The organism is Ochrobactrum sp. PL_is483, assembly GCF_055816855.1.
On record NZ_JBVPGS010000029.1, the window covers coordinates 40,406 to 65,499 of the forward strand.

Below are 25,094 nucleotides of genomic sequence, written 5' to 3' on the forward strand. Positions count from 1 at the left end.
GGTACACTTCGCATTTCATATAGAGGGCTTGGACGCAAGTCGAAACCCTCTAAATCATCGCAGATGTTTTGCCGAACCGGTTTTTCCCGCTATTCTTTGCAAAATGAGCAGGCAATACGGCAATTTCTGTTCATCCAAGACGAATATTGAATGGCATAGCTTAAACTGTTTCACCAAAGGTGTCCGTCAAGCCATGGCCATATTGCTTATTTGCTTGATGCAGCGCGTGCCGCTGCGATTCTCTCAACAAGCCCGTCAACGCCGATCGCGCCGGGAACCAGTTCATCGCCGATGATGTAGGATGGCGTGCCAGTGATGTTGAGCTGCTGCGCCAGCTGATAAGTCTGCTGGAAAGCGCCGGTAATGGCCGGGTCCTTCATCTTTTCGCGCAGCTGCGCTTCATCGGCTCCCAGTTTCACGGCATCGGCGATGGCGGAGTCTTCCGTCGCACGTTCTTGCGCGCCCAACAGCACTTCGTGGAATTCAGCATATTTTTCCGGCATCAACGCTCTGAACGCCTGCGCCACGATATGCGCCTTGGCGGAATCCGGTCCTAGAATCGGAAACTCCTTCATGACGAACCGCACATTCTTGTCGGTTTTCAGGATGGCTTCCATATCCGGCAGGGCCCGCTTGCAGTAACCGCAATTGTAGTCAAAAAACTCGTAGACCGTCACGTCGCCTTCCGGATTGCCGAAGACCGCGTCGTGCTTGGGATCGTAAAGGGTGCTGCGATTGGCGGCCAATACCTGCTTGATCTGCTCCTGCGCCGCATGTGCTTGCTTGGTTTCAAGGGCACTTTGCACTTCCAGCATTATTTCTGGATTCTGGATGAGATAGTTGCGGACGACATTTTCAATGGCCTGCTGGTTCATTGCCATGGGAGCGGCAGCAGGGCTTTCGATTGGGGCAGGAGCCTGCCGGGCGGTGCCTGCATAATAGCCCACCGCCAGCGCTGCAACGCCCACTATGCCGCTGGCAAGCGTGATGGAAACTGTGTTCTTCATTCCAAATTCCAATCTGTTTCGAATATCAGCGTCAGGCTTGAATGCAGCCTTACTTGCTTTTCTTGGTATTGATGATGTCCTGCGCTCGCAGCCAGTCCGGTGTCCCGGGCTTCATCTGCTTTTGCGCCCGGATGGCGAAGATCTGGGCCTGTTGAAGCTTGCCCGAATAATAATTCATGTCGGCGGTGGCAAGATCGGCGAGCGCCATATCGCCCTGTTGACCGTAAGCTTGCGCCAGGTAACCGTATCCTCCGGGGAACTCCGGATCGGAAGCAATGCCTGCCTTGATCTCCTTGATTGCCGTCGGCATGCTTGTCTTTGCTCCGGTGAGCATGAGCGCGCGCCCATAGCTCATGCGCAGCAGCGGCGATTTACGCGGATCAAGCGAGACGGCCTTCTGGAAAGCATTCGCCGCTCCTGCGGCATCATTGGCTTTCAGCAAGACTTCGCCGCGCATTTCCTGGAAATATGGGTTTTTCGGCTGTTCCTTGACCAATGCATCGAACTTCGGCAGCGCAGCGCGGGCCGAGCCGTTCAGGAATGTCGTGATTGCATTGCCGTAACGGGCAGCCAGACCGCCGGGATTGCTACGGAACATGCGTTGCAGCGCACCCATATTGCCGGAATAGGCGGCAATCTTCGCGCGAGCCATATCGTGGCGCAATTGCAAGGCCGGAGAATCGCTCTTGTTGAAATACGGGCTTTTTCTCGCAAGCTCTTCCAGATTGGCAATTCGCTCACGCGGGAGAGGGTGGCTGATGCGATACTGGTCGATCTGGGTGCCCGTAAGCGACAATGCCGATGCAAAGCGCTCGAAAGTATCGAGCATGCCCTTGGTTGATTGGCCCGTGGCATTGAGATAGTTCACGGCAAGCCGATCGGCTGTCATTTCTTCTGTACGCTGATAGTTGAGCAGACTGCGCATGGCCATTTCGCTTGAGCCCATTGCAATACCTGCACCGGCTCCTGCTGCATTGCCGCTGCCGCTTGCAGCACCCGCAACACCGGCTCCAACACCAAGCAGCATGCCTATAATCGCCATGTTGCGAGCACGGCTCAACTGTTCACGCAAGCGCTCCTGATGCCCTCCGGCAAGATGCCCCGATTCGTGTGCGATCACGCCAATGATTTCATTGGGCGTTTCCGCCTGCATGATCGCGCCTGTATTGATGAAGATACGGCGTCCATCGACAAAGGCATTAAAGCTCTGGGAATTCACGAGAATAACCCGGATGCCGCGGCCACCCAGACCTGCCGCCTTGAGGATCGGCGCGGCATAATCAGCTACGAGTGCCTCGATTTCCGCGTCTCGAACGATAGGCACGCCGCCGCCCCGCGACTGCGCGAGTGCGGGCAGGGCACTTGTGACGGCTATGGACGCCGCGGCCAAGACGGCGACCGAACGTCGAACCAAACTATGGAAAGAAAATCTCTTGGCTGGGAAAGGTGAAGTCATCATCCCCATCGTGCTGTTCTTCCTTCTTCAAACTGGCTCGAATCTTATAGCCTTTGCATTCAATCACCGATAGCGGAGGTGCAGGATAATCTCCATCTCGGGATTTGATCGCATTTTCTCAAGCGCTGCTGTTGCATTACCAATCCGACGATTATACGGCGGGTGTGTAAAGCGTCATTCGCAATTTCCTGGAGGTAATGGTGGTCACTCTTTCCAGCCGCAGCGCAGTTGAGCCCTTTCACGCCATGGACGTTCTGGCAGAGGCTAACCGCCGTCGCGCCGCCGGGCATCCGATTATTTCCATGGCGGTAGGCCAGCCTGCCGATCCCGCACCCGCCGCTGTCCGGCAGGCTGCCGAACGCGCCTTGAAGGACGGCCGCATCGGATACACCGACGCTCTGGGTCTGATTGAACTGCGCGAGGCGATTGCCGCGCATTATGCCGACCATTACGGTATTTCGGTTTCACCGGAGCGCATTGCGGTCACGACCGGCTCATCTGCTGCCTTCAATCTGGCCTTCGTGGTCTACTTCGATCCGGGTGACAGAGTTGCGATTACCCGTCCCGGCTATCCTGCGTACCGCAATATATTGACAGCTCTTGGTCTTGAGGTCGTGGAAATACCGACCGGCAATGGAACATCGGCATCGCTTACTGCCGAAGCGCTGGCGGCGGCACATGCTGAAAAACCCTTGAAAGGCGTGCTGTTTGCCAGCCCGGCCAATCCAACCGGCGCGGTTATCGACAAGCCGGAATTGAAAGCCATTATCGAAACGGCGCGCGATCTGGGTATCCGGGTCATTTCAGATGAAATCTACCACAGGCTTTCCTATGAAACCGATGACGTCACGGCGTTGGAGATTTCCAACGATGTAACGGTCATCAACTCGTTCTCCAAATATTACTGCATGACAGGCTGGCGGATCGGCTGGATGGTTCTTCCCGAAGGCGATATTCGCGCAATCGAGCGGCTGAGCCAGAGCCTTTATATTTCCGCGCCGGAGCTCTCGCAGCGCGCCGCCATCGAAGCTTTTCATGCCACCGCCGAACTGGAGCGGGTGAAGGAGCGCTACCGTCAGAACCGGTTGATCCTGCTGGATCATTTGCCCCGCATCGGCCTCAGCCTTGCCGCACCAATGGATGGCGCATTCTATGCATATTGCGATGTATCGCGCTTTACCAATGACAGCATGGAATTTGCCCGGCGGATGATTGCTGAAATCAACATTGCCGCGACACCTGGACGTGATTTCGACCCGCTGGACGGGCATCGCACGATGCGCTTTTCCTATGCTGGCAAGATTGAGGAAATGGAAGAGGCGGTCCGCAGGCTGGAAGACTGGCTGCCACAACAGAGAGCCTGATTGCTCGGCTTGTGAAAATGCCATTCTCAATCTTAAAAACAAAAAAAAACCGGCGTTTCCGCCGGTTTTTTATTTCAGTCAAGAGGGGCTCAGAAGAAACCCTTCTTCTGCCACCAGCCGGCGCGCTTGGGCTTCTGATCCTCGCCCTCGCTTGAGGTCACGACAGGTTCAGCACTTTTTTGCGGTTCGGCAATTGTCGTTACCTCTGCCTCGACCGCAGCCGTCTCTTCGACCTCGACAGCGGGCTTTGCAGCAGCCCTGCGAGTGCGCCGCTTCGGCTTCTCTGTTTCTGCTTCAGGCTCGTCAGCGGCTGCAACCGGTTCGGCAGGAGCCTCTTCGACCGCCTTCTTGCGCGCCCGGGTCTTGCGGGCAGGCTTGGCGGGCTTTTCTTCGGCCTCGGCAGCAACCACTTCCTCGGCAACTTCTTCAGTCTTTGCAGACTTGCGAGCACGGGTCTTGCGGGCAGGTTTTGCTGGCTTTTCCTCGGCTACGGGTTCGGGAGCAGGGGCTTCAGCGACTTCAACAGCTTGTTCGACTGTCACCGCCGCTGCCTCTTCCACGACAGCTTCCTCGGTCTTTACCGGCAGGACCGGGGTATATCCGACGAATTCAGGATCAGGAACCTTGCGTGCACGCGGCTCATCATCGCGACGGTTTTTACGTCCGCCCCGGCGACCGCGACGACGCTTCTTGCGGCGATCTTCCTCGCTTGACGAAGCATTGGAAGATGTTTCCCGAGCTTCTTCGGCATCCTCATCTTCATCGGAGGCTTCGTCCGAAACAGAATCAGCCTTTACGGTCTGTTCCTGGTTTTCGCGATCACGGCCACCGCGACGACGGCGGCGACGGCGGCGCTTGCGGTCACCTTCATCATCGCCCCGATCTTCCCGACCCTGAACCTCAGCCGTTGCTGCTTCTTCTGCTTCGTCCTCATCAAGCGGGATTTCCGGATCTTCGATATCATCCTCGATATAAGCCATTGGCTGAACCGGAGGCTGGGTAACCGGACGTGTCGACAGCGCACCCTTGTCGATGACGAAATGCTGGTGGCCAACGCTCTCATCAGCGTCAATGCTGATTGCTACACCGAAGCGTCCTTCCAGGTCGGCCAGGAGCTGCCGCTTATGATTGAGAACATAAAGCGCTGACGCAGCCGGCGTGCGAACATGAATGTCGAAGCCGGAGTGACGCAGGAGATAGTCCTCGATGCCGCGAATAATATGCAGCGCCATGGAGGAATCGGAACGGATATGCCCGGTACCGCCGCAATGCGGGCAAACCTGCATCGTGCTTTCCAGCACGGATGCGCGGATGCGCTGGCGCGACATTTCCAGAAGGCCGAAATGCGAGATGCGGCCAACCTGAATGCGGGCACGATCATCCTTCAGGCAGTCCTTCATCTTCTTTTCGACAGCGCGATTGTTGCGCTTTTCTTCCATGTCGATGAAGTCGACGACGATCAGACCGGCAAGGTCGCGCAGGCGCAGCTGGCGCGCAACTTCCTCGGCAGCTTCCAGATTGGTCTGGAGCGCCGTGTCCTCAATCGAATGTTCACGTGTCGAACGGCCCGAGTTGACGTCGATGGCAACCAGCGCTTCCGTCTGGTTGATGATCAGATAGCCGCCGGACTTCAGCGTGACCTGTGGCAGCAGCATGCGATCAAGCTGCGCCTCAACACCGTTTCGCGTAAAGATGGGAACCTGTTCGCGGTATGGCTGAACGACCTTCGCATGGCTCGGCATGAGCATGCGCATGAAGTCCTTGGCCTCGCGGTAGCCGTTTTCGCCGGAAACGAGGATTTCCGAGATGTCCTTATTGTAAAGGTCACGGATCGACCGCTTGATGAGGCTTCCTTCCTCGTAGACGAGGGCGGGCGCCGTCGATTGCAGGGTCAGCGTGCGCACATTTTCCCAAAGGCGCATCAGATATTCATAGTCGCGCTTGACTTCGGCCTTGGTGCGGTTCGCGCCAGCGGTGCGCAGGATCACGCCCATGCCCTGCGGCACTTCGAGTTCCTTGACGATTTCCTTGAGACGCTTGCGATCCTGCGGATTGGTGATCTTGCGCGAAATGCCGCCGCCACGTGCCGTGTTCGGCATCAGAACCGAATAGCGTCCGGCAAGCGAAAGATAGGTCGTGAGAGCTGCGCCCTTGTTGCCGCGCTCTTCCTTGACCACCTGCACCAGAAGAATCTGGCGACGCTTGATGACTTCCTGAATGTTGTACTGGCGGCGATTGGTGCGGGTATGCGTCGGAAGTTCTTCCAGCGCATCTTCCGAACCGACCGATTCGACCATGTCTTCTTCATGTTCGACATCGTCATCGTCGCCGTGATCGACAGCTTCGGAAATGACATCGCTTGTCTGAGAGAGGGCGATAGCAGGTGTTCCAGGCACATAGTTTTCAAATGCCGGACCAACAGGCTCTGCCGCCGGCAAGCCCTTGTCTGACGCAGTGGCCTGCGTTTCCCCGTTCTGGCCATCTCGACGACCGCGGCGGCGATTGCGGCGCGAACGATCATTCCGCTCGTTGCGCTCGCTCTTGGCACGCGGCTCGTCTTCGTCGTCTTCCGCACGTGCGGCTTTGGCTTCCGCCTCGAGCAGCGCAAGACGGTCAGCTACCGGGATCTGGTAGTAGTCGGGATGAATCTCGGAGAATGCGAGGAAGCCATGGCGATTGCCGCCATATTCCACGAATGCAGCCTGAAGCGAAGGTTCGACGCGGGTGACGCGTGCGAGGTATATGTTGCCTTTCAGCTGCTTCTTGTGTTCCGACTCGAAGTCGAATTCTTCAATCTTGTTGCCCCGTGTGACGATAACCCGGGTCTCCTCCGGGTGGGAGGCATCTATAAGCATTTTGTTGGACATTATTGTCTTTCCTGCCGGCGCGAAGACGCAAAACGCGTGCGCCGGACGAAACCCTGAGGGCTGTCGTGCTCACTGCGCTGCATCTGCCGGATGGTTCTGGGTTCGTCGGAATAAAAGCTGCTGCCTCCGCGCGCGACGGCCTCGCGGCGATCACGGTCTTCAGGCTTGCAGTGGTCAGTCTTGCTTGACCCATAGCTGTTCCGAACGAAACGACCTCATATATGACCCGGAAAAGCCGGGCCGACCTCTTTGCTCTTTCCGAGCGATGGCGACAGCGCATAATGATGCGCAGTCGGCCGATAGAAACGGAGGGCGGGGAAGCCACATCTCCGCTGAATTCTGTGCCGGTTATCGAGTGGCGGCGAATGAATATGCCGCTGATTTCACTATCATTCCCTGCGGTTCGTTTTGAGAACCGGCAAACGATTCTGATAGTTCACCCATAACCTGTTATAGCTTTTATGGCGTCGCTTGAACGATGACAAGTGCGAATATCGATTGACATTCGCATCGCAATTTTGCCGAAAGCTGAGTATAGACCCTGTTCACGGTCGAAATACGGCTGGAAATCGTTCATTAACTATAGTTTTGTACGAGTGGTTTCATGGGTATTTGGGCGAGAAGGTGCAGGGGCAAGCGTGCCGGTATTGCAATTATTGATACCAGTCATTCAATGAGATTCTTGATTGTGGCGGCCGATGCATTTTCGAAGCGCTGAAAACGCTGTGACCCGATTGCCGAGCAGGCGACGCCTGTGGGCATTGTTTGCCCTTTTGTCGGCGCTGTTGTTTCAGTCCGCCTCCGTCTATGCTGCTGATCGCGTGACTTCCCCGTTAGCTGCGCTGACCTTCCGCATGGCTGGTGACGATCTGCGAACGCGCATTGTCGTCATGTTCGACCGCGAACCGAAGCTATCGACCTTGCTTCTCGATAATCCGCATCGGCTCGTTGTCGACCTGCCTGAAACACGGTTTGGTTTCGATGAAAAAAGTATGGAAGCGCGAGGTCTGGTGTCTCGTGTTCGTTACGGACTGGTCGGCAAGGGCCGTTCCCGTCTCATCCTGACGTTGCGAGGTCCCTTCAAGGTAGAGGACTTGCGTGTACTGAAAAACGAGAGTGCATCAGGCTATCGCCTTGTGGCTGATATTGTTGCGACGTCGGACCGGGAATTTGCGGATCAGTTGCAGGGCCGCAAGGAAATAACCAGTTCTACTGATCGCGATGAAAGGCCAGTTCAGGCTGCCTCGCAGAATGGGGCGGCTCGCCCGTTCACCATCATGATCGATCCCGGACACGGTGGCATCGACAGTGGTGCGGAAAGTCTCAGCGGCATCAAGGAAAAAGACCTGACGCTCGCTTTTGGGCAGGAACTCAAAGATCGTCTGGCGCAAGACAGCAATATCAAGGTTCTCATGACCCGCGAGGATGATACTTTTTTGCGGCTTTCCGAAAGGGTGCGGATCGCCCGCCAGCACGAAGCGGATTTGTTCATCTCCATCCATGCCGATACGATCAACCAGCACGATATTCGCGGTGCGACCGTTTATACGATCTCCGACAAGGCATCCGACTCTGTCGCGCGCGCCATGGCTGAGCGGGAAAACAAGTCTGATACCCTTGCAGGTGCCGCGCCCGAAGAGCAGCCCGAGGTTACCGATATTCTTCTCGATCTGACCCGGCGTGAAACGCACACATTTTCGCTGAGTTTTGCCGAAAAGGTGATCCATTCCCTGCAAGGGCAGGTGAATCTCATTAACAATCCGCATCGCTTTGCCGGTTTTCAGGTGTTGCGTGCGCCCGACGTGCCGTCCGTGCTGATCGAAATCGGATATTTGTCCAACGCCGAGGACGAAAAGCTTATCAGCAATCCCGAGTGGCGCAAAAAACTTGCGGACAGGCTTGCGATTGCGATCAAGGCGTTTGAAGCGCTGAAACATCCTGCAAGCATGAGCAAGGGGTAGCGACCCTGAAATATGGAGAACTGTGGCGATGTTTCTTAAATGCGCAACATCTTATAAGATGCAGGCTTGCAACAGTTTTGCGGATTTTCGCGATGGAGACGGAAGCAGTCGTGTTAATTTGGTAAAAACACGTAAACCATCTTGCCTTTGACTCATTTGCTGGTCACTAAGCCAGTGGTTGCCATATGGCATAATTGGGCTAAAGGGTTGGCTGTGCGTGCTTTGACCCTTATCATATGAATAATCTGAAGGCAGGATTCCGCATTTATGGTAAGGCTTATCGGATATTTCTTCGGAATCGGAACGGTGCTGATGCTCCTCGTGGCAGGTGGCGTCGCCCTTTACGTCGGAAGTCTCACGAAGGATCTGCCAGATTACGAGGTGCTCGCAAAATACGAGCCGCCCGTAATGACGCGCGTTCATGCCTCCGATGGTAGCCTGATGGCGGAGTTCGCTCGCGAACGCCGACTCTATATTCCTATTCAGGCCGTGCCCAACCGCGTGAAAGCGGCTTTCGTCTCGGCTGAAGACAAGACCTTCTACGAACATCATGGTCTCGATTTCGCCGGCCTTGCCCGCGCAATGTTGACAAACGTCAAGAATATGGGTTCCGGCCGCCGCCCGGTTGGTGCGTCCACCATCACGCAGCAGGTTGCAAAGAACTTCCTCCTGACTTCGAAGCAAACCTATGATCGCAAGATCAAGGAAGCCATCCTTGCGATGCGCATCGAGCAGGCATACTCGAAGGACCGTATTCTTGAGCTCTATCTCAACGAAATCTTCTTCGGCCTTGGCTCATACGGTATTGCCAGTGCAGCGCTGACTTACTTCGATAAATCGGTCGGCGAACTTTCCATCGCAGAGAGCGCGTATCTCGCAGCGCTGCCGAAAGGCCCCAATAATTATCATCCGTTCCGCCAGCCAGAGCGCGCCATCGAGCGCCGCAACTGGGTTATCGACCGGATGAGCGAGAACGGTTACATCACCGCCGAAGAAGCGACGGAAGCCAAGAAGCAGCCGCTCGGCGTGAAGGAACGTTCGGATGCTCACTATGTGTTTGCATCGGAATATTTCACCGAGGAAGTACGCCGCCAGATCATCCAGAAATATGGTGTCGATGCGCTTTACGAAGGCGGTCTTTCAGTTCGCACCACGCTGAACCCGACACTGCAGATTGAGGCACGCAAGTCCTTGCAGGCTGCGCTGCTCCGCTATGACGAAGCGCGCGGCTGGCGCGGCCCCATGAAGAATGTCGAGCTTGGCAACGACTGGGGTACGGCATTCGGTGATATGGAATCCTACACCGACGTGCCCGAATGGCAGCTCGCGATCGTGCTCAATGTTTCTGCTGCCGGTGCGGATATCGGTCTGCAGCCGCCGCTTGAGGCGTCAGGCTCGCGGAGTAAGGAACGCAAGCGCGCATTCATTGCTGCCGACGACATGAAATGGGCCATGCGCGTCGTCAATATCGATGGCAAGCGCTCCAGCGCCAAATCGCCGGAAGGTGTGCTGAAAGCGGGCGACATTATCTATGTCGCCAAGCAAGGCGAATCCCGTTTCCGTCTGCAGCAGCCGCCGAAGCTTGAAGGTGCGCTCGTTGCCATGGACCCGCATACGGGCCGTGTTCTGGCCATGGTTGGCGGCTTCTCTTATGCGGAATCGGAGTTCAACCGCGCAACGCAGGCCTATCGCCAGCCGGGTTCGTCGTTCAAGCCGTTCGTCTATGCTGCGGCCCTCGACAATGGGTACACGCCTGCGTCCGTGGTTCTGGACGGTCCGCTTGAAGTCAATCAGGGCGGTACGCTGGGTGTCTGGGCACCGAAGAATTATTCGGGCAAGTTCTCCGGTCCGTCTACGCTACGCTACGGTATTGAACAGTCGCGTAACGTCATGACCGTGCGTCTCGCGCAGGACATGGGCATGAAGCTCGTCGCCGAATATGCGGAACGCTTCGGTATCTACGACAAGATGCTGCCCGTCCTCTCCATGGCGCTCGGCGCCGGTGAGACGACCGTTCTGCGCATGGTGACAGCCTATTCCATTATGGCGAATGGCGGTCAGAGCATAACGCCATCGATGATCGACCGCATTCAGGATCGCTACGGCAAGACTGTATTCAAGCATGATGCACGCCAGTGCGAAGGCTGTAATGCGCAGGAATGGGGAAATCAGGACGAGCCAACGCTGATCGATAATCGCGATCAGGTGCTCGATCCAATGACGGCATATCAGATCACCTCGATGATGGAAGGCGTCGTTCAGCGCGGTACAGCGCAGATTTTGAAGAGCCTGGACCGTCCGATGGCTGGCAAGACCGGTACGACCAACGATGAGAAGGACGCATGGTTCGTGGGCTTCACGCCCGATCTCGTGGTTGGCGTTTTCATGGGTTACGATACGCCCACGCCGCTCGGTCGCGGCAACACCGGCGGCGGTCTGGCAGCTCCCGTGTTCAAGTCTTTCATGGAACAGGCGCTGGCCGGAACGCCGAAAGTGGATTTCCGTGTGCCTGAAGGCATGACGGTCATCGCGATCAACCGCAAGACCGGCATGCGCGCCAACCAGGGCGATCCGAATGTGATTATGGAAGCTTTCAAGCCGGGTACGGGTCCATCGGACAGCTATTCGGTTATCGGCATGGATTCCTTCCGCGAAGGCTCTCCGGTGGCGCCGCAGTCGCCGCAGGCAACACGCGCCATCAACTCGGGTTCCGGCGGACTTTACTGATCGGAAAAGCAGGGCTTCGCCCTTTACACCGCGTCGCGTGCTGACTATGGTCCGCGGCGCCCGGACGTTGCGTCCGCGTTCGAAGGTCTGAGCCGATAACGAACGGCCTGACTTCTCAAATGAAATACGGATATTGAAGGAACGATTTGCCCATGCGCGCGGAAATCGAGACGCTGGTTGACGAAATCCAGCAGGCCATAAGCCTGCTGAGGAGGCATCTTTGACTGGGATCAGGCGATAAAACGTCTCGGCTATCTCAACCAGAGAGCCGAAGATCCCACGCTTTGGAATGATGCCCAGGAAGCCCAGAAGCTGATGCGCGAGCGCCAGCAGCTGGAGGACAGCATCAACGGAATCAACCATCTGACGCAGACGCTGAACGACAGCATCGAACTCATCGCCATGGGCGAAGAGGAAGGTGACAAGTCGATCATCGAGGACGCGGAAACCACCATCCGCGACCTGAAGGCCGAGATCGACCGACGCCAGATCGACATGCTGCTTTCGGGCGAAGCCGATGCGAACGACACCTATGTCGAAGTGCATGCCGGTGCCGGTGGTACCGAAAGCCAGGACTGGGCATCGATGCTGCTGCGCATGTATACGCGCTGGGCTGAACGCAACGGTCGCAAAGTCGAAGTGATGGAAGTGCACGAAGGCGAAGAAGCGGGCATCAAGTCCGCGACTATTCTCGTCAAGGGGCACAATTCATACGGCATGATGAAGACCGAATCGGGCGTTCATCGTTTGGTCCGCATTTCGCCTTATGACTCCAACGCCCGTCGCCACACGTCCTTTGCCAGTATCTGGGTCTATCCTGTCATCGATGACAATATCGACGTACAGGTTACGGAAGCCGATGTTCGCATCGACACCTACCGCGCTTCGGGTGCTGGTGGCCAGCACGTCAACACGACCGATTCGGCAGTGCGTATCACGCATATCGCGACCGGGATCGTGGTGCAGTGCCAGGCGGAACGCTCGCAGCACAAGAACCGCGAAAAGGCATGGTCGATGCTGCGCGCTCGTCTTTATGAAGAGGAGCTGAAAAAGCGTGAAGCCGCGACGGATGCGGCGAATGCCACCAAGACCGACATTGGTTGGGGGCACCAGATTCGCTCTTACGTCTTGCAGCCTTATCAGCTCGTGAAAGACCTTCGTACCGGCGTCGAAAGCACCAATCCTCAGGAAGTGCTGGATGGCTCCGTTACGCCGTTCATGGAAGCCGCACTTGCCCACCGTATTCAGGGTGGCGGCGAGATGATCGAAGACATCGACTGATCGGTCACAATCTCCAACATCCACGACAAAACCCGGCTTCTGGCCGGGTTTTGTCGTTTCGGAGACTCAGAGCAGTGGCTCTATCTGTTTGCCAGCCTTCAGAAAGTTGACCGGATTGACGGCACGGCCATTTTCGCGAACTTCGTAATGGAGATGGCTGCCGGTTGAGCGCCCGGAGCTTCCTGCCTCGCCGACTATAGCCCCGGCTGCAAGTTGTTGCCCGTCGCGCACCACAACCCGGCTCAGATGGGCGAAGCGGGTGGAAAATCCATTGCCGTGGTCGATCTCGACCATATTGCCATATCCACCGAAACGACCAGCCTTCACGACCTTGCCCGCCGCGGTGGACTTAACTGCCTGGCCATATGCCGCACGAAAGTCGATCCCCGAATGAAAGGCAGCCGTTCCGAGAAACGGATCACGGCGCACACCGAACAGGCTGGTAACGGGCTTGCCGGGAGCCGGATTGGCCAGGGGCAGGGCGCTTGCCCGTTTGCGTACCTGATCAAGCCGGTCAAGCGCGCTGTCGAGGTTGCGCAATTGCATATCGAAATCATTGAGCACCATACCGGGCGACGAAACCGGGATAAGCGGCCCGCCCATCGCCACATTCGCGTTGGCAGGCGTTTCGATGCGCAGTCCTGCGGCGTTCAAGGTGTCGAGGATACTGTCGGCTTTTTCATAAGCCGCGTCAGCCAGCACGCGCACTTTGCCGTTCTGCTCGCTTTCGATCCGATGAAGGTTCTGGTTGATGGTGGCCAGTATCTTGTCCGAAGTCTCAAGTGTCGATTCACCCGAAAGCCCGCCAGAAAGACGCAAGCCCATGGAACCGGCATCGGCGCGACGGTCGGGCTTTGCCGTTGGATGTTTCCCCGGTACAGGTCCGGTGATGATCGGATCGATACCCGGAAAATTGCGTCCTGCCAGCGCTTCGTCCGGGATAAGCTGGCTATGCTGCTCAAGATCCGGCGCGCTTTCCACAGGCATGTCCGGCATCGGCTGCAATTGCGAAGCGCGTTCCAACAAAGGCGCAAGTTTGCCGTCTCGCGCACTCAGCGTCTGCTGGCGCTGCATGAGTTCGGCAACTTTGTTTTCCATCACCTGCTGATCGAGCATCTGTCGGCTGGTAATACGGTCAACCTCGGTACGAAGGGCGGAGATGCGGTCTTCATAAAGTTGCTGATTGCGGGCATGACGCGCAATACCGGCGCTCATCAGGTCGTCACGAAGAACCAGATAGGCAGTTGCGCCAAGATATCCTACAGAAAGCGCCAGGAAAGCTGCACCGCCGAGAGCGGCCATCCACGGGCGAAATGTGAAATGATTGATTTTTTCGCCACGCGCAATAATCAGGACAGGTGGTTCCTTGCGTTCCCCGAACACCTTCTTGGTCGATGTTTTCGCCTGCTTCCCAGTCATGCCAGCCGCATGCCCCTTCTCGATTCCCTAGCCTGATTACAACTTATTAGGGTTAACAGACCTTTACATTTAAGGCTTGCGCGGGCCATGCGAGCAGGTTTGTTTTGACCGGAGAGCTATAGAAGCGCGGGCAAGAGCGGTTCCTGTTTTAAAGGAAACGCCGGGAACCGCTCTAACTATTTGTTTTGGGCCTTTTCCAACGCAAAACCGTTTCACACTTTTGGCTCGGAAATGCTCTAGATCGATACTGGCGACAGCGAGCGATAAAAGGACGGGGTCAACCCAGCTTCGGCCCGTGCCAGTTCGTTGAACGGCGGCTTCAGATCGCCGCGGAAATTTGCACGAACCAGCTCCTGAAATCTGGCGACCGGGTCGATTTTGTTCCGGGCACAGAAGAAACGAAACCATTTGGCGCCCACGGCGACATGCGTTTTCTCGTCGTTATAGATCACGTCGAGGATTGCAGCAGTCTCATGGTCGCCGGTCTCGATCATTTTCTCAAGCAACGATGGTGTCACATCAAGTCCGCGAGCTTCAAGAATAAGCGGCACGACCGCGAGACGCGCTTCGAGGTCGTTGCGGGTCTGGTGAGCGGATTGCCAGAGCCCATCGTGAGCGGGCATGTCACCGTAATCCGCACCCAACGACTTGAGGCGGTCACGCAGCAGCGTGAAATGTCGGGCTTCGTCGTCGGCCACTTTCATCCAGCCGTCGAAGAAGCTGCGCGGTATGGGTTTGGCGGCAAAACGGGCAACAATGTCGAGCGCAAGATCGATGGCGTTCAACTCGATATGAGCGAGGGCATGCATCAAAGCGATACGCCCGTGTTCCGTGTTGAGTGACCGCTTCTTCAACATGCGGGGAGGCACGAGTTCAGGTTTTTCAGGGCGTCCGGGACGATCTGGCAAAGGAGGGTCGAGCGGACTGCGAACCGATAGTGTACGGCCAAACCAGCGAGCGGCAGTTTCTCGTGTCAGTCTGACCTTTTCGTCAAGATCGCTGGCGCATATGGCGCGGATGGCATTGCCGCGCAACGTCTGGTCATAGGTTGGCTTGTTTGTCATCGTTCAAAGCGCGCGTGCAGCCGCCAGAACCGCATCGGCATGGCCGTCCACTTTTACCTTGTTCCAGACCTGAGCGATGTTTCCTTTCGCATCGATCAGAAACGTCGTGCGTTCCACGCCCATATATTTGCGACCGTACATGCTCTTTTCGACCCATACGCCATAGGCTTCAAGCGCTAACCGGTCCTCATCCGCGGCAAGGTCGACGGTCAGGTCATGCTTCTTGCGGAATTTCGCGTGTTTCGTCGCGCTATCGGGAGAGAGGCCGATGATGCGAACGCCAATCTTGTCGAATTCCGGTTTCAGTTGCGAGAATGCAATTGCTTCCCTGGTGCAGCCGGACGTGTCGTCCTTCGGATAGAAATAGATAACGACCGGCTTGCCTTTGAGGGACGACAGGGAGATTTCACCATTATCCGAAGGCAGAGTGAAATCGGGTGCCGGATCGCCAACTTGGGGATGAGCCATATCTGCGCCTTTCTTTTATGGATAAGGATGGAAACCACCTGTTACAGTCTGAGCTATCGCATTCAGGCAGGGCTTGTGCAACCATTGAAGCAGGCTTCATTGAAGGACTCGCGATGGGCGCAAGGTTGCCGGTTCAGGCGTGTGATACGGGTAGGAAGAAATTATAAAACAAATGATTACGGACACTTAATGAAGTAAATTCTAAAGCGTCCTATGGAATGGCACTCTTGTTCTGGCTGGGTTGTTGACAGAGAAACCGCAGAAAATCCGCTTCAGCAAGCGGGAGATGAAAAGAATCGAGCGTCTTGCCGCCGATGGCGAGGACGGCTTTTTGCCCGGCCCGGCCCGTTCGCGCCGTTCTTTTCTATCGCGCTGTTCCCATGCCTTTTTGTCGATCTGCATCCTTCTGTTTCTCGTTGTCGGGGCCGGTTTCCTCATTCTTCGCAGTGGCGTTGACAGCAATCTCTTGCGTGACGAGGCACAGAAAAGCCTGACGCATATTCTTGGCGAAGGCGCATCCGCAGCAATAGGCAGCGCTGCGCTGTCGCTGGATCAGGATAACCATGTCGCGCTTGAGGCCCGAGATGTGTCGATCGCCGACCCCAAACAGGGCGTCGAAATCAGTGGAATCAAATCCGTGCGTCTGGGACTGGCGCCGTTGCCCCTTTTGACGGGAAAGGTGCGCGTGGCCCAGCTGGAAGTCGAAGGTGTTTCCTTTGACATGCCGGAAACGAAGGGGCCAGGCTTCTGGAAATCCCTGCCTTACGACGAACATGGCCTTCTGGATTTCGACGCGGTTTCAGGTGAGCTCTTTGCTGCGATGCGCCGTAGCCTTGATCTGTTGCGCGCGCAGGAGACGCAGGTCATAGGCATTTTCAACAGCGTAGTTACATTCAAGGTTGGCGATGAGCAGCAGGTTCTGAATATTGAACAGGCGCGCCTCATTGAAAATGGCAGAAAAATCGGCATCACAGGCAGCGTCATCTGGAAAGGCAAGACAATTGCGCTGGATGGCAAGATTGACCGGCATGCAAGTGACAACAGTCTTGCAGGCTTTGAACTGAACGTCCGCGACATTCCGGTCACATTGGGTTCTCCGCCTGAAGTTGCGCCTGTCATAAACGGCAATCGCGTCAATCCGGCCCACTTCGAACTAGGGGCATCCGCACGCTTGTCCTTGATGGGATCGGTAGCCGAAGACGACAGGCCGGAACGTCTCGCAGCCGAACTTGCCGTGGATGACCTGGACATGCAACTTGGCAAGGTTGAAGACGTGCGCGGGGGCGTCCGCCTTAACCTCGAACATACGGTCGGCAGCCGTAAGATCGAGATCAAGTCATCCCGCCTGCAGCTTGGCGGTATGCAAGCACAGTTCAACGGGGCGTTTGGCCCCGAACCGGAAACCGAAAACAATACAGGCGGGCCGACATACCGTTTTGAGGTCCTGACCACCTCGGCGACGAGCATGCCGTCGGAGTCGACAGAGCCGCCACTATCCTTCGCAACCCGGATAGCCGGGCGATATATGGCCGATCAGCAACGCATCCAGTTTGCAAATCTTGATGTGCAGACGGAAAATGGGCAGCTTTTCGGGCAGGGAAGCATGGCATTCGGCGCAGGTTCGCCGGAAATGATTTTTTTGCTGCGTATTCCCGATATGCCTGTTGCCGATGCCAAGCATCTCTGGCCGATCGATGTTGCAGACGGCGCACGCGAATGGGTATTGAAGAACCTATTCGGTGGAACGCTCAAGGATAGCCGCATCGATATTTCGCTCGCAGGCGGTCGCTTCAACGGACCGGGCCTGCCTCCACCCCTGACGGGTGAAGAAATCAAGGCTGATTTCAAGGTTTTTGACACACGCTTCGATGTCGTGGGAGAACTGCCGCCAGTGCGGGACGCGCAAGGTGAAATATCCGTTCGTGGTGCCTATACGACTATCAAGCTTCTGAAGGGCATAGCCTACACGCCAAACAACCGTAAAGTTGACGTGTCCGACGGCACGCTCATCATACCTTGGGGACCACAGCGTCCCGTTATCGCTGAACTGGATCTCGGTGTTTCCGGTGAAGCTGCGGCCATTGCTGAAATTGCCGGGAACAAGCCCATCGACGTTCTGAAGAGTGTGCCTTTTCAGCCCGGAGACGTGACCGGCGATGTGAAATCGCGCGTCAAAGTAAACTTCGCCGTTTCCAAGGACCCGCCGCCCGGCACGCTTCGCTGGAACGCTGACATCGGCTTCACAGACCTCAATATTTCGAAGCCGGTAGCAGGTTCGTCCGTAAGCGATGCGACGGGTAACATCAAGGTCGACCAGTCAGCCGCCAAAATTACTGCCGATGCGATGCTTGACGGTGTCCCCGCAAAGATCAGTCTGATTGAGCCGGTTGATCGGTCCGGTCCGGTAAAACGCGAGCAGAAAGTCAGGCTGGATATCGACGACAAGACTCGTAATGCGGTCTTTCCGGGGCTGAACGCCATCTTCTCCGGTCCTATGTCGGTTGATCTCGGAATGGAGGACGGCGGCAAGCGCCACGTTTCCGCCGATCTTGGCAAGACGCAGATTGACCTTCCCTGGCTCGGATGGCGCAAAGGGGCTGGCATACCGGCGAAAGCGACATTTGATCTGGTTCAGAGCCCGGACGATAAGAGCAAGATGGATATCAGCAATCTCGTTTTTTCCGGGGATGCTTTCGGCGCCAAGGGCGATCTCTCGATTGCGAAAGGCGACTTCCAGTCCGCAAATTTCAGCGAGATACGCCTGAACAGAAACGATAGCCTCGCGGTCAAGGCGACCAAGAGCGGCGGCAGCTATCGTGTCAACGTGCGCGGCTCGCAGTTCGATGCGCGCGCTCTGATCAAGCAGGTTTCGGACCTTGGAGAGAAAGGCGGAAGCGGCAGCAAATCCAGAAATCCGCGCGTGGTTGTCAGCGCCCAGATCGATGAGGTTGGCGGCTTCAACGGTGAAACACTGCGCAATGTCAATGTTTCCTATGAAAGTGCTGGCAGCAAGGTTTCGGGTGTATCGGTCAACGCCGTTACATCGTCCGGTGAATCATTCGTGGCGACGAACAACGATCAGGGCGATGCGCGCTCTATTTCGCTTCAGTCGAATGACGCTGGCGCTGTTCTGCGCTTTTTCGACTTCTACGACAAGATGCGCGGCGGCAAGATCACTGTCGGGCTTGCAGCACAGGGCAATGGTCCATTGCGCGGCCAGATCGACGCACGCAACTTTGCGATTATCAACGAACCGCGTCTCGCCAAGATCGTTTCCAGCCCTCCACCCGAGGGGGGCACCAGTCTCAATCAGGCCGTGAAACGCGATATCGACGTATCACGGGTTGACGTCGAGCGTGGTTTTTCGCTGATCGAAAAGGGCAATGGCTATCTGAACCTGTCGCGGGGAGTGGTGCGAGGGCCTGCTGTCGGTACGACTTTCCAGGGAACGCTCTATGACCAGCAAGGCAATATGTCCATCACCGGCACATTCATGCCTGCCTATGGCGTCAATCGGCTGTTCGGCGAACTCCCGATCGTCGGTGCCTTGCTTGGCAACGGACGTGATCGGGGACTGATCGGAATTACCTACAAGCTTGCTGGCAGTGCCAAGCAGCCCCAGGTGATCGTCAATCCGATTTCGGTCATAGCGCCGGGCATTTTTCGCTCAATCTTCGAGTTTTGATACAAAAAAGCCGGGCGCGAGGCCCGGCTTTGTTTGTTCGATCATCGTCCAGCTTATGCAGGACGGATCAGCACGTGGCGCTTCTTGCCAAGCGAGAGCTTGATGACGCCCTGTTCATTCAATGCGTTTGCATCGATGGTCATGCGCGGATCGCTCACCGGTTCATCATTGATGCGGACTGCACCGCCTTCCACATGACGACGGGCTTCGCCATTGGTCGCGCACAGTTCGGCGAGAACCATCAGCGCCAGAACACCGATGCCGCTATTCAGCGTTGCCTTGTGGACGCCGACGGTCGGAAGGTTTTCAGACAGTTCGCCGTCTTCAAAGGTCTTGCGCGCCGTTTCTGCGGATTCCTCGGCGGCATCGCGACCATGCAGCATGGCGGTGACTTCCGTTGCGAGGATTTTCTTCGCTTCGTTGATTTCGACGCCTTCTAGAGCTGCCAGCCTGGCGATTTCATCCAGCGGAAGCGTCGTGTAGAGCTTCAGGAAGCGCTCAACATCGGCATCTTCCGTGTTGCGCCAGTATTGCCAGAAATCGTAGGCGCTCAGCATTTCGGCATTCAGCCAGATCGCGCCGCCAAGCGACTTGCCCATCTTCTGGCCGGATGCTGTCGTCAGCAACGGCGAGGTGAGGGCGTAGAGCTGCGGGGTTCCCATACGGTGACCGAGATCAATGCCGTTGATGATGTTGCCCCACTGATCCGATCCGCCCATCTGGAGGCGAATGTCATGGCGCTGGTTCAGCTCCACGAAATCATAAGCCTGAAGGATCATGTAGTTGAATTCGAGGAATGACAGCGACTGTTCGCGGTCGAGGCGCATCTTTACCGAATCGAATGAAAGCATGCGGTTGACCGAGAAGTGACGGCCCACATCACGCAGGAATTCGAGATAGTTGATGTTGCGCAACCAGTCGGCATTGTTGACCATGAGGGCGTCGGTCGCGCCATCTCCAAAAGTCAGGTAATTGGCGAAGACGCGCTTGATGCCGGCAATGTTCTCGGCAATCGTATCCTCAGTCATGAGCTTGCGGGCTTCGTCCTTGAAGGACGGGTCGCCAACCATGCCGGTGCCGCCGCCCATCAGCGCAACGGGCTTGTGGCCGGTCTGCTGGAGCCAGTGCAGCATCATGATCTGGATGAGGCTGCCGACATGCAGGCTCGGAGCCGTAGGATCGAAGCCGATATAGGCTGTCACGGTTTCCTTGGCCAACAATTCGTCGAGGCCGCTTTCATCGGAAATCTGATGAATGAAGCCACGCTCGGAAAGCGTGCGAAGAAAATCGGATTTGAAACCGGACATTCCTTTTCCCTGACTGGTAAGGCGAGGTTGAAACTGGTCGCGAGCGATAGCTTGCTTCCATGTGATATGTCCGCCTTTAGCACCAATCAACCGACAATAACAAGAAAACTCCCGCATTGACGGGTTGCGAACCGGTAATTTGCTGGCGCGGTCGGGATATCAGTGTTGAGCTGTGTTTGAAAACAGATTGAGCACGATGACACCGGCAATAATCAATCCCATGCCGAGCACAGCGGCCAAGTCGAGCTTCTGTCCGAACAGCAGCCAGCCAATCAGGGCAACGAGCGTGACCCCGATCCCGGACCAGACCGCATAGGCAATGCCGACCGGAATGCTCTTCAATGTCATGGAGAGGAAATAAAAGGCGAGCCCGTAGGCGACGATAACAATCAGGGACGGTCCGAGCCGTGTAAACCCTTCGGACGCCTTGAGGCTGAGTGTTCCGATGACTTCGGATACGATGGCGATAGCAAGGATGGCATAAACCGGCATGTCACGCCTGTAGGGTGAAAAAGGGAAATCGAATCATGAAATTGCAATAGCAGCTTCGCATGAAAAATCCGGCGGGAGACCCGCCGGATAAGACGCTGCAAATCTGGAAAACGACGTACCGGATGGCTTTTTAAGGTTTAACGCAGGCGCTTCGGACGCGCTTCCACCAGTTCGCCAGCCAGGCGACGATCCAGATATTCGGCGCAATCCTCAATCAGCTCATCGCCCTGACCGCTGAAGAAGTGGTTCGCACCGGCGATCGTGGTCTGGGTGATCGTGATGCCCTTCTGTGTCTTCAGCTTGTCGACCAGAGCCTGCACGTCCTTCGGCGGCGCAACCTTGTCGTTATCGCCATGGATGATGAGACCGGACGAAGGGCAGGGAGCCAGGAAGGAGAAATCATAGGTGTTTGGCTGCGGTGCGACTGAAATGAACCCTTCGATTTCCGGGCGGCGCATCAGAAGCTGCATGCCGATCCAGGCGCCGAACGAATAACCGGCAACCCAGCAATTCTTGGAATCCGGGTGAAGCGCCTGTACCCAATCGAGCGCGCTTGCTGCATCCGACAATTCGCCAGCGCCATGGTCGAATTCGCCCTGGCTGCGGCCGATCCCGCGGAAATTGAAGCGCAATGTGGTAAAGCCGCGCTGCTGGAACATATAGAAAAGATCATAGACGATCTTGTTGTTCATCGTGCCGCCGAACTGCGGATGCGGATGCAGGATGAGCGCGATCGGAGCATTCTTTTCTTTGGAAGGCTGATAGCGACCTTCAAGGCGTCCGGCTGGGCCGTTGAAAATGACTTCTGGCATGTGTACTCCGCTCGTAACGGGAAGGCCGGACTTCAGCGGCGAAACTTGACGTCTTTGGATGCCGCTTCTAGAACCGGTTTGAAATTTCGACAGACTGAAAGCGAGTTTCAGTTCCTATGGGGGCTTAATAGGCTTTTCTTGATTGAAAATTCAAGAAAATTGCGCTTCCAGAATTTTGTTTAGGAGATAGGTACGGTGAACGGGAGCGGCAAGAGGCTCTATCTGGATTATAATGCCAGCGCTCCGTTGCTCGACGAGGCGCGGGATGCAGTCATCAACGCGCTTGGCGTTACCGGCAATCCATCCTCCGTGCATCGTGAAGGCCGCGCCGCGCGCGCCCTCGTTGAAGCTGCGCGCCGCAGTGTGGCGGCACTTGTCAACGCACGCCCGGACCATGTTTTCTTCACATCTGGAGCAACGGAAGCTGCTTCCACGCTGCTGACCCCGCACTACATGATGGGGCGTTCCCCTGTCCGCCTTTCGCATCTCTATGTAAGCGGCACGGAACACCCTTGCATGTTGGCCGGTGGTCAGTTTGCGGCACAGGATGTCACCGTTCTGCCTGTGGACGAAAACGGTATCGTGCGATTCGAAAGCTTGAAATCCGCGCTTGCCGGTCACGACAAAAGTCAGGGGCTGCCGCTTGTCGCGATACAGGCGGCCAATAATGAAACGGGCATTATCCAGCCGATAGCGGAAATCGCCGCCATTGTGAAGGCTGCCGGAGGCGTTTATATCGTCGATGCGGTTCAGGCAGCAGGGCGGATTAAATTAGATATTACAAATAATTGCGGGGATTATCTCATAATCTCCTCGCACAAGATTGGCGGGCCGAAGGGTGTCGGCGCTGTAATCGCCATTTCCGATCTCATGATGCCGCGTGCGCTTGTTCGCGGTGGCGGTCAGGAGAAAGGACATAGAGCGGGAACCGAAGCCCTGCCGCTGATTGCCGGTTTTGGGGCCGCTGCTGATGCCGCCAAAGCGCGGCTGGACGGCGATGGCTGGTCTCCGGCAATGCGGGGCAGGCTGGAATCGGGGCTGGAGGCAATCGCCCCGGACGCGGTGATCTATGGCAAGGCGGTAGACAGACTGCCGAACACGACTTTCTTTTCCCTTGAAGGACAAAAGGCCGAAACGGTTCAAATAGCCTTTGATCTTGGTGGAATAGCTCTTTCGGCCGGATCCGCCTGCTCGTCTGGCAAAGTCGGCCCCAGCCATGTTCTGTCGGCAATGGGGTACGCAGACAGTCTCGGAGCAATCCGCGTATCGCTTGAACCAACGGCAACGCCCGATGAGGTCGACGCGTTTCTCGAGGTGTTCCGTAAAATTATCGCGCGCCGCGCCGGAAAAGCTTGATCTCGAATTGAAGGAGCGGCTCCGGAGCGAGAACGCTGTTTTCCTGAAAACCTTGTTTCAACGACGTTTTTTATAAGTTGATTATTTTTATCGGCATTTTTTAGGGCAAATTTGAACCCGGTGCTTGAAATTCAGTTTAGAGAGGTTTTAAAGAAGGGGCACGCACACTATATTGAGGTGGTATTGTTCAAGACATATCACCTTGACGTTTGCAACTGTCGGGCCTTGACCCCGACGAGGATGGAGAACGCCAATGCCTGCAGTGCAGGAGACCATTGATCAGGTCCGCGGCCTTGACGTGGACCAGTACAAGTATGGCTTCGAAACGACGATCGAAGCCGAGAAAGCCCCCAAGGGCCTGAACGAAGACATCATTCGCTTCATTTCCGCCAAGAAGAACGAGCCGGAATGGATGCTGGAATGGCGTTTGAAGGCCTATGAACGCTGGCTCACCATGGAAGAGCCGACCTGGGCGCGTGTGGATTATCCGAAGATCGATTTTCAGGACGCCTATTACTACGCGGCCCCGAAAAACCAGTCTGGCCCGAAGTCGCTCGATGAAGTCGATCCCGAACTGCTGAAGACCTACGAAAAACTCGGCATTCCGCTGCGCGAGCAGGAAATTCTTGCTGGCGTGCGCAAGCAGGGCGAGCCGAGCGAGATCGACGGCAATCCGTCGGACAATGTTTATGCGTCCGGTCGTGTCGCCGTTGATGCCGTGTTCGACAGCGTGTCGGTTGTGACAACCTTCAAGGAAGAACTTGCCAAAGCTGGCGTGATCTTCTGCTCGATTTCGGAAGCGATCCGCGAGCATCCTGAACTGGTGCAGAAGTATCTGGCTTCTGTGGTTCCCGTTTCGGACAACTATTATGCGACGCTGAATTCGGCGGTCTTCACGGATGGGTCGTTTGTCTATGTTCCAAAGGGCGTTCGTTGCCCGATGGAGCTTTCGACCTACTTCCGCATCAACGAGAAGAACACCGGCCAGTTCGAGCGCACGCTCATCATCGCCGATGAAGGCGCCTATGTTTCCTATCTGGAAGGCTGCACCGCGCCGCAGCGCGACGAAAATCAGTTGCACGCGGCTGTCGTTGAGCTGATTGCCCTCGAAAACGCCGAAATCAAGTACTCGACGGTCCAGAACTGGTTCCCAGGCGATAAGGACGGCAAGGGCGGCATCTACAACTTCGTCACCAAGCGTGGCGATTGTCGTGGCGATAATTCCAAGATTTCGTGGACGCAGGTGGAAACCGGCTCCGCAATCACCTGGAAATATCCGTCCTGCATCCTGCGTGGCGACAATTCGCGCGGCGAGTTCTATTCGATTGCCGTTTCGAACGGTCATCAGCAGATCGACTCTGGCACCAAGATGCTGCACCTCGGCAAAAACACGTCGAGCCGCATCATCTCGAAGGGTATTTCGGCTGGCAAGTCGAACAACACCTATCGCGGACAGGTTTCGGCCCATCGCAAGGCCGAGAATGCGCGTAACTTTACCCAGTGCGACTCGCTCCTGATCGGCAATGACTGCGGCGCGCATACGGTGCCGTATATCGAGGCGAAAAACGCCACGGCGCAGTTCGAACACGAGGCGACCACCTCCAAGATTTCGGAAGACCAGCTGTTCTACGTGATGCAGCGCGGCATTCCGGAGGAGGAGGCCATCGCTCTCATCGTCAATGGCTTCGTGAAGGAAGTCATACAGGAACTGCCGATGGAATTTGCCGTGGAAGCCCAGAAGCTTATCGGTATTTCGCTTGAGGGCAGCGTCGGTTAACCGACGCGCCCCTTCCATCTCGCATCAGATTTTCTGGCCAGCCTTTTCCTG

The 25,094-nt window shown here is 56.3% G+C and carries 17 protein-coding genes; 8 read left to right on the forward strand and 9 right to left on the reverse strand.

Features of this window, described 5'->3' with window-relative positions; translation table 11 throughout:
* Positions 1–206: 206 nt before the first annotated feature.
* The gene (locus AC0TNJ_RS05705) at positions 207–1,007 is read right to left on the reverse strand and encodes a DsbA family protein (RefSeq protein ID WP_473770531.1); all 801 of its coding nucleotides are present in this window, start codon (positions 1,005–1,007) and stop codon (positions 207–209) included.
* Positions 1,008–1,056: 49 nt separating this feature from the next.
* Complete coding sequence (locus AC0TNJ_RS05710) at positions 1,057–2,472, reverse strand: tetratricopeptide repeat protein (protein WP_122000185.1); 1,416 nt, start codon at positions 2,470–2,472, stop codon at positions 1,057–1,059.
* 191 nt (positions 2,473–2,663) lie between these two features.
* On the opposite strand from AC0TNJ_RS05710, the gene AC0TNJ_RS05715 reads away from it, so the two are divergent.
* Entirely contained in the window at positions 2,664–3,827 is a 1,164-nt protein-coding gene (locus AC0TNJ_RS05715) for a pyridoxal phosphate-dependent aminotransferase (protein ID WP_473770532.1), read from the forward strand.
* A gap of 89 nt (positions 3,828–3,916) precedes the next feature.
* Here AC0TNJ_RS05715 and AC0TNJ_RS05720 read toward each other — a convergent pair whose 3' ends face one another.
* Positions 3,917–6,694 (reverse strand): Rne/Rng family ribonuclease, encoded by a 2,778-nt coding sequence (locus AC0TNJ_RS05720; protein ID WP_473770533.1) that lies wholly within the window; start codon positions 6,692–6,694, stop codon positions 3,917–3,919.
* Between the two features lie 2 nt (positions 6,695–6,696).
* Between AC0TNJ_RS05720 and AC0TNJ_RS05725 the strand changes: the two genes are divergently transcribed.
* The 4 genes from AC0TNJ_RS05725 (at position 6,697) to prfB (ending at position 12,663) form a co-directional block, all read left to right on the forward strand.
* The gene (locus AC0TNJ_RS05725) at positions 6,697–6,882 is read left to right on the forward strand and encodes a hypothetical protein (RefSeq protein ID WP_122000187.1); all 186 of its coding nucleotides are present in this window, start codon (positions 6,697–6,699) and stop codon (positions 6,880–6,882) included.
* Positions 6,883–7,392: 510 nt separating this feature from the next.
* Positions 7,393–8,655: an N-acetylmuramoyl-L-alanine amidase gene (locus tag AC0TNJ_RS05730; protein WP_473770534.1), complete on the forward strand. Its 1,263-nt coding sequence runs from the start codon at positions 7,393–7,395 to the stop codon at positions 8,653–8,655.
* Between the two features lie 267 nt (positions 8,656–8,922).
* The gene (locus AC0TNJ_RS05735; protein ID WP_122000189.1) at positions 8,923–11,382 is read left to right on the forward strand and encodes a penicillin-binding protein 1A; all 2,460 of its coding nucleotides are present in this window, start codon (positions 8,923–8,925) and stop codon (positions 11,380–11,382) included.
* Positions 11,383–11,534: 152 nt separating this feature from the next.
* Positions 11,535–12,663, forward strand: a protein-coding gene (gene prfB, locus AC0TNJ_RS05740; protein ID WP_122000190.1) for a peptide chain release factor 2 whose coding sequence is annotated in 2 segments (ribosomal slippage) — positions 11,535–11,603 and positions 11,605–12,663 — 1,128 coding nt in all. Because the reading frame shifts where the segments join, the coding sequence is not laid out codon by codon here.
* 66 nt (positions 12,664–12,729) lie between these two features.
* Here the strand turns inward: prfB and AC0TNJ_RS05745 are convergent.
* The 3 genes from AC0TNJ_RS05745 to bcp form a co-directional block, all read right to left on the reverse strand.
* Positions 12,730–14,082: a M23 family metallopeptidase gene (locus AC0TNJ_RS05745; RefSeq protein ID WP_473770535.1), complete on the reverse strand. Its 1,353-nt coding sequence runs from the start codon at positions 14,080–14,082 to the stop codon at positions 12,730–12,732.
* Between the two features lie 236 nt (positions 14,083–14,318).
* Positions 14,319–15,146, reverse strand: coding sequence for a ferritin-like domain-containing protein (locus AC0TNJ_RS05750; RefSeq protein ID WP_473770536.1), 828 nt, complete (start codon positions 15,144–15,146; stop codon positions 14,319–14,321).
* A gap of 3 nt (positions 15,147–15,149) precedes the next feature.
* Positions 15,150–15,614: a thioredoxin-dependent thiol peroxidase gene (gene bcp / locus AC0TNJ_RS05755; RefSeq protein WP_473770537.1), complete on the reverse strand. Its 465-nt coding sequence runs from the start codon at positions 15,612–15,614 to the stop codon at positions 15,150–15,152.
* A 286-nt stretch (positions 15,615–15,900) separates the two neighbouring features.
* Here bcp and AC0TNJ_RS05760 point away from each other — a divergent pair, with 286 nt between their 5' ends.
* On the forward strand, positions 15,901–19,299 hold the full coding sequence (locus tag AC0TNJ_RS05760; RefSeq protein ID WP_473770538.1) for an RNA-binding protein: 3,399 nt from the start codon (positions 15,901–15,903) through the stop codon (positions 19,297–19,299).
* A 53-nt stretch (positions 19,300–19,352) separates the two neighbouring features.
* Here AC0TNJ_RS05760 and tyrS read toward each other — a convergent pair whose 3' ends face one another.
* From tyrS to AC0TNJ_RS05775, 3 genes are all read right to left on the reverse strand, one after another.
* Positions 19,353–20,606 carry a tyrosine--tRNA ligase gene (gene tyrS, locus AC0TNJ_RS05765; RefSeq protein WP_473767544.1) on the reverse strand — a complete coding sequence of 418 codons (1,254 nt, stop codon included), beginning with the start codon at positions 20,604–20,606 and terminating at the stop codon, positions 19,353–19,355.
* Between the two features lie 159 nt (positions 20,607–20,765).
* The gene (locus AC0TNJ_RS05770; protein ID WP_122000195.1) at positions 20,766–21,098 is read right to left on the reverse strand and encodes an SMR family transporter; all 333 of its coding nucleotides are present in this window, start codon (positions 21,096–21,098) and stop codon (positions 20,766–20,768) included.
* A 137-nt stretch (positions 21,099–21,235) separates the two neighbouring features.
* Positions 21,236–21,910 carry an alpha/beta hydrolase gene (locus AC0TNJ_RS05775; RefSeq protein WP_122000196.1) on the reverse strand — a complete coding sequence of 225 codons (675 nt, stop codon included), beginning with the start codon at positions 21,908–21,910 and terminating at the stop codon, positions 21,236–21,238.
* 195 nt (positions 21,911–22,105) lie between these two features.
* On the opposite strand from AC0TNJ_RS05775, the gene AC0TNJ_RS05780 reads away from it, so the two are divergent.
* Both AC0TNJ_RS05780 and sufB read left to right on the forward strand, forming a co-directional pair.
* A complete protein-coding gene (locus AC0TNJ_RS05780; protein WP_473770539.1) occupies positions 22,106–23,266 on the forward strand; it encodes a cysteine desulfurase family protein in 1,161 nt (386 codons plus the stop codon).
* Between the two features lie 253 nt (positions 23,267–23,519).
* Positions 23,520–25,043, forward strand: a complete 1,524-nt coding sequence (sufB, locus tag AC0TNJ_RS05785) for a Fe-S cluster assembly protein SufB (RefSeq protein ID WP_006466708.1) — start codon at positions 23,520–23,522, stop codon at positions 25,041–25,043.
* Positions 25,044–25,094 lie beyond the last annotated feature (51 nt).